This is a genomic window from Myroides albus, assembly GCF_009711045.1.
In the GTDB taxonomy this organism is placed as follows: Bacteria; Bacteroidota; Bacteroidia; order Flavobacteriales; family Flavobacteriaceae; genus Flavobacterium; species Flavobacterium album_A.
Genome location: NZ_WMJX01000088.1, coordinates 1 through 4,057, shown reverse-complemented (window position 1 = coordinate 4,057; position 4,057 = coordinate 1). Strand labels below are relative to the sequence as shown.

Below are 4,057 nucleotides of genomic sequence, written 5' to 3'. Positions count from 1 at the left end.
TGGTTCGAGCCCAAGAGGGGGAGCAGAAAGCCAGACAGTGATGTCTGGCTTTTTTTATATAAAAGAAAAAGCCTCTATGTTTACATAGAGGCTTTTTGCTATTTTACGATTTCGTAATCTTGTGTAGTATTTGCTTTTGCTATTTGAGCATTTAAGGCTTTACCATTTTTATCTAGTATTACTACAACTACTGATGTTTTTTCTAAATTGTCTAAAGTGTAGTTTTCTAAAGCTACAGTAGTTTTAAATTCTTTTGCTTTTATTGTTTCGTTTGCTGCTACTTTTATCCCTGCAAAATTGTTAGCTGCACGTAAAACATGTTGGTGCATAAAATTATTTTCCCATCTTCCTTTTCCAGTGTTGTTTCCGTATAATGGTGTTGAGTTCGCTTGTTTGTATTTTAGATCATCTTCTATTAGGTAAACGACATATTTTAATTCTTCATTGATATCGTTTGTGAATTGCAGTGATACCTTAACTTCTCCTGCAGTTTTTGTCAATTGAGATTATATTTTTATTCCAATATTAGATTTCTCCTTAATGATATTCAACTTTTCTATTGCACCAAGAACAGCATCTTGATTAATAAAGTAACGTGGTCCGTTTGAAGTATCTTCTCCATCTATGAAATTATTTTGTAAAGCCCATGCTTTAGAATCTCTTACCCAGTATATTGATGGTAGAAACTTTGGTTTCATTAGCTTAACATAATCATTGATGTTTTTTAAACGATAGGGATCTTTTGTACTTCCATAATCATCGTGTACCGTTACAGTAATGATTTTATCTTTTATACTCGTTGTTTGCAACTCGTCAAGTATAAATGCTGCATAAGGACATGCAGGACATCCAACAGAGGTATAATCTTCTACTAGTGTTTTGTGTTTGAAGAAGTTTGTTTCTTTTGGATCTGGATTTGGAGTTGGATCTGGATCTGGTTTCGGATCGATAATCTCGTCTTTTTCTTTTGTGTTGTCATCGCTTGAACAAGACGTGAATGTTAAAAATGCCGTGAATAAAGCAAATAACATTGCAAACTTAAATAGGTTTCTTTTTTTCATTTTTAATGTGTTTTTTGGTTGATTTGTGTGTAAAAATAAATATTATTTTTTTTAAATGTACACAAAAAGTTTAATTAATTCATATATATTTACGATAATTAATCAATTAATCTTATAGATATGAAGAAATTATTTGTTTTTTTAATTTTTGCGTTTCCAATCTTTGTTTTTTCACAGCAATCGGAACTACCAAGTATCTCTTTAAAGGACTTGAATGGAAAAGAAGTTAATATTAGCGAATTAGGAAAAGGCGAAAATCCTGTTATTATTAGCTTTTGGGCAACATGGTGTGGTCCATGTTTGAAAGAATTAGCTGCTATCAATGATGTTTATGACGAATGGCAAGAAGAAACGGGGGTTGAACTTATTGCTATTTCTATTGATGATGCTAAGTCTGTTAAACGCGTAAAACCTTTAGTTAATGGTAAAGGATGGGATTATCAAGTCCTTTTAGATGATAATCACAACTTGAAAAGAGCGATGAATGTTGCTAATGTTCCTTATACTTTGGTTGTATATAAAGGTAAGATCGTTTATAAACACACTAGTTATACACCAGGAGTAGAGAAAGAATTGTTCAAGCAGGTCAAAGCTGCATTAAAGAAATAGCCTATGAAACGTATATTACTATTTTTAGGGATTGCATTAGGAGTTACTAACTCTTATTCACAGATTAGAGTTGGTTTTGAGAATAATTCTCAATGGTATATTGATGATAAAAAAATCAAGCTTGCTCCTATTGAAGCAGAAGATCGTTTTCGTTCAAATTCATACTTGAAAGTGGATTACGATTTTAAAAATTGGACCTTTGGGACTCAATTAGAGGGATATGCCCCTAAAGCGATGCTTAATTACTCACCAGACTATGATAAAGTTAGCATTGGTACTATCTATGCTAGATATAATAATGTAGAAAAGGGAATCGATGTTACGGCTGGTCATTTTTATGATCAATTTGGTAGTGGTCTGCTTTTTAGAGCTTGGGAAGACAAGCAATTAGGTGTCAATAATGCTATTTTTGGAGTTAATGCTAAGTATAGTGTAGATAACTGGGGGAAAGTTACTGTTTTCGGTGGTAGACAGAGAGTCGGAATGGGGTTTGATTTGTCTAAGTCTTTTTTGTTTGGTGCCGATATTGGTGTTAGTATTGATGACTTAGCTGGATGGGATGAACATACACTGAGTTTAGGGGCTAGTTTCTTAGGTAGAAATTTTAATAAAAACGACGAGTATGATGATTTAGATCGATTTAATAGTGGTTATTCTTTTAGAGCTGATTACGCTTTTAAAGGGTTTTATATTGGTGCTGAGTATGTAACTAAGGCCTCTGATTGTTTAGTTCAGAATTTTATGATTGATGAGGGGAGTAAGTATGATGGTAATGCTTTGTTAATTAATACTGGTTTTACTCAAAAGGGTATGTCTTTGGATGTTAATTTCAGAAGAATTGAGAATATGGGGATTTTCTCTGAACGTGAATTCTTGGGGAATGATTATTTTAAGGGGATTATGAATTATGTTCCTGCATTGACTAAACAGTATGATTATTCTTTACAGAATATATATGTATACCAAGCGCAGTCTAATATTGATTTGATGGCTGGTAAGACAGGAGAGATCGGAGGACAATTTGATTTTTATTATGAGTTTAAGAAAGGTACTTCTCTGGGAGGTGCGTATGGAATGAACTTAACAGTTAATGGTGCGTATTGGGCTGGACTAAAATCTGAAGTTAATTTCTTTGAAGGGGATGTAAGTAACGAGTTTATTGGTTTTGGAGAAAAGTATTATAGAGATCTTGGCTTTGAAGTTAGAAAGAAATGGTCTAAACAATGGTCTTCTGTCTTTATGTATTTGAATCAATTCTATAATGCTCCTGTATTACTTGGTAAAATGGAAAATATCAATACAAATATTGTGAGTGCTGAAACAACTTATCAATTCTTGGATGATAAATCTGTTAGAATGGAATTACAACATATGTGGGCGGATGCTGATAATAAGAATTGGATGGCAGGTACTTTGGAATTTGCACTAAACAGTAAATGGTCTTTTTTTGGTAGTGACATGTATAATTATGGGAATGATGATTCAGATAACAAAATTCATTACTATAATTTTGGAGCTAGTTTTACAAAAGGTGTTACTCGTGTTTCTGCTGCTTACGGTAGACAAAGAGGCGGTTTAATGTGTGTAGGAGGTGTTTGTCGTTATGTAACAGAAGCGGCTGGACTTACTATAGGTATTACTACATCTTTTTAAAGTTTAATTATATAGGATAGGTATAGCTTTATAGTTTTGCTATTACTTTCTTTTAAAAAATGAGGACTTGTCCTCATTTTTTGTTTTCACTATTTAATAGAGTGTGATTTGTTTTCTTGTATTTGGTTATTGGCACCTGTATTATATCGAAGTATTTAGGTATGTACTATACTATATATAGTATAAAGAATCTTGATATAGTATAAAGAATCTTGTTGAAGGAGATAAATGCATTATTACTGGTGTAAGTAAGGTAGGGAAGGGGGGATATCAGAAATACTAAAGAAAGTTTTACTTGTAATGTGTATCATAATAGGTAGTTATCGTTACTCCGAAAAAAACCTTTAAAAAAAGGCGTTATAAAGTTTGGAAGTAGCGTAAAAGATACTACTTTTGCATCCGCATTAGAGAAGTAATAACGACTCTAGAGGCAGACGCTCCTAAATATAAAGAAAGCAGTAAAGAAGAATTAATAACTTTGAAAGNTTTGCATCCGCATTAGAGAAGTAATAACGACTCTAGAGGCAGACGCTCCTAAATATAAAGAAAGCAGTAAAGAAGAATTAATAACTTTGAAAGGCTTTAAAAACTTTAACAAAATAAAGTTTGGATAAGTAAAAGATAAGGTATTATCTTTGCGGTCCGCTTCAGTAAACACTGTGGCTCGCAAGAAAAAAGAAAAAGAAATTTTTCAAAAAAAAGTTTTGCGAGATTAAAAAATAGTTTTACTTTTG

The 4,057-nt window shown here is 32.4% G+C and carries 4 protein-coding genes; 2 read left to right on the top strand and 2 right to left on the bottom strand.

Going from position 1 to position 4,057, the window contains the following annotated elements; genetic code table 11:
• Positions 1 to 98: 98 nt before the first annotated feature.
• On the bottom strand, positions 99 to 500 hold the full coding sequence (locus tag GJV76_RS15230; protein ID WP_155093439.1) for an Omp28-related outer membrane protein: 402 nt from the start codon (positions 498 to 500) through the stop codon (positions 99 to 101).
• Positions 501 to 506: 6 nt separating this feature from the next.
• Positions 507 to 1,061: a hypothetical protein gene (locus GJV76_RS15225; RefSeq protein ID WP_155093438.1), complete on the bottom strand. Its 555-nt coding sequence runs from the start codon at positions 1,059 to 1,061 to the stop codon at positions 507 to 509.
• A gap of 120 nt (positions 1,062 to 1,181) precedes the next feature.
• On the opposite strand from GJV76_RS15225, the gene GJV76_RS15220 reads away from it, so the two are divergent.
• The gene (locus GJV76_RS15220; RefSeq protein WP_155093437.1) at positions 1,182 to 1,670 is read left to right on the top strand and encodes a TlpA family protein disulfide reductase; all 489 of its coding nucleotides are present in this window, start codon (positions 1,182 to 1,184) and stop codon (positions 1,668 to 1,670) included.
• A gap of 3 nt (positions 1,671 to 1,673) precedes the next feature.
• The gene (locus tag GJV76_RS15215; RefSeq protein WP_155093436.1) at positions 1,674 to 3,323 is read left to right on the top strand and encodes a DUF6029 family protein; all 1,650 of its coding nucleotides are present in this window, start codon (positions 1,674 to 1,676) and stop codon (positions 3,321 to 3,323) included.
• The last annotated feature ends 734 nt before the right edge of the window (positions 3,324 to 4,057 follow it).

Excerpts from the sequence above, each read along its gene's own strand:
- GJV76_RS15225 (WP_155093438.1), bottom strand. The coding sequence starts at position 1,061 with ATGAAAAAAAGAAACCTATTTAAGTTTGCAATGTTATTTGCTTTATTC.
- GJV76_RS15220 (WP_155093437.1), top strand. The coding sequence starts at position 1,182 with ATGAAGAAATTATTTGTTTTTTTAATTTTTGCGTTTCCAATCTTTGTT.
- GJV76_RS15215 (WP_155093436.1), top strand. The coding sequence starts at position 1,674 with ATGAAACGTATATTACTATTTTTAGGGATTGCATTAGGAGTTACTAAC.